At 29.0% G+C, this 1,170-nt stretch carries 1 protein-coding gene; it reads left to right on the forward strand.

Annotated elements, in window-relative coordinates:
* On the forward strand, positions 1 to 1,170 hold a 1,170-nt coding region (locus tag FBF10_RS08350; protein ID WP_141079233.1), incomplete at both ends, for a motility associated factor glycosyltransferase family protein.

Here is a 1,170-nt window from a genome sequence, read left to right on the forward strand (position 1 = left end):
TTTTACAAAACATCCCTTCTATGCTTGAAAGCATTCCTTTTCAAAGAATCTTAAGTGAAAGAAAAAACAAATTCGAAAATGCTATAGTAGTTTCTGCAGGACCTAGTTTAGCTAAACAACTTCCTTTACTTAAAGCTTATCAAGATAAAGCAGTGATATTTTGTGCTGATGGGGCTTTGAGTATGCTTGAGAAAGAAGGCATAGTGCCTGATTATGTTACGAATTTAGATTTTACTGATCTAGCAATGAAATTTTTTCAAAATAAAGAAAATAAAACTTCTTTAAATATACTTTCATGTGCTACGCATCCTAATTTGGTTCATTTTTTAGATAATAAAAGTGTGATTTTAAGAGATGATCCTTTATATCAACGCTTCAATCTTAATGATTTTGGTTATATTGGTACGGGTACTCATGTAAGTCATTTTTCTTATACTTTAGCTTTGGCTTTGGGATTTAAAAATATTATTATGATAGGGCAAGATTTAGCCTTTGATGAAAAAGGAAATTCACACTCAAAAGGTTTTGATTTTGGGGAGAAATTTAGCGGTGAAGAAAATATAGATAAACTTAAAGTCCCTGCCTATGCAGGTAAAGGTGAAGTTTTAACTCATATAACCTGGAATGATTATCGTATAAAACTTGAATATCTTTTTGCTTGCAATGATCAAAAGGCTAAATTTTACAATGCTACTGAAGGTGGAGCAAGGATTAATTTCACTGAAGAACTTTCCTTTAAAGAATGTTGTGAAAAACTCCTTACAAAAGAAAAACCCAAATTTGAACTTCCAAAAAGTTTAACTAAAAATAGAAGTGATAAACTCCTAGTTAAATTCAAAGAAAAAATACAAAAAGATCAAGAAAATGCCAAAAGATTTTTAGACGATGCCTTAGCTTTAAAACAAATTTTAGAAAATATACTCAGTAAAGATTTTCTTTTACCTTTAGAATTTTTAGAAAAAGTTTATCAAAATATAGAAAATTTTAATCATAATTTAGATACAGATGAGTTTATACAGGATGAAGTTTTAAGAGGAGCTTTTGCTTATCGTGGAAAAATGATTGCTGATGTATTAAAACTTCATATACAAGATAAAACGCATTTCATCACAGCTTATATCAAAGCTTATGATGAATGGTTGCTTTATTTTATAGAAAAGTTAGGGCAAA

Origin of the sequence: Campylobacter sp. CFSAN093249, assembly GCF_011067895.1 — a bacterium.
In the GTDB taxonomy this organism is placed as follows: domain Bacteria; phylum Campylobacterota; class Campylobacteria; order Campylobacterales; family Campylobacteraceae; genus Campylobacter_D; species Campylobacter_D jejuni.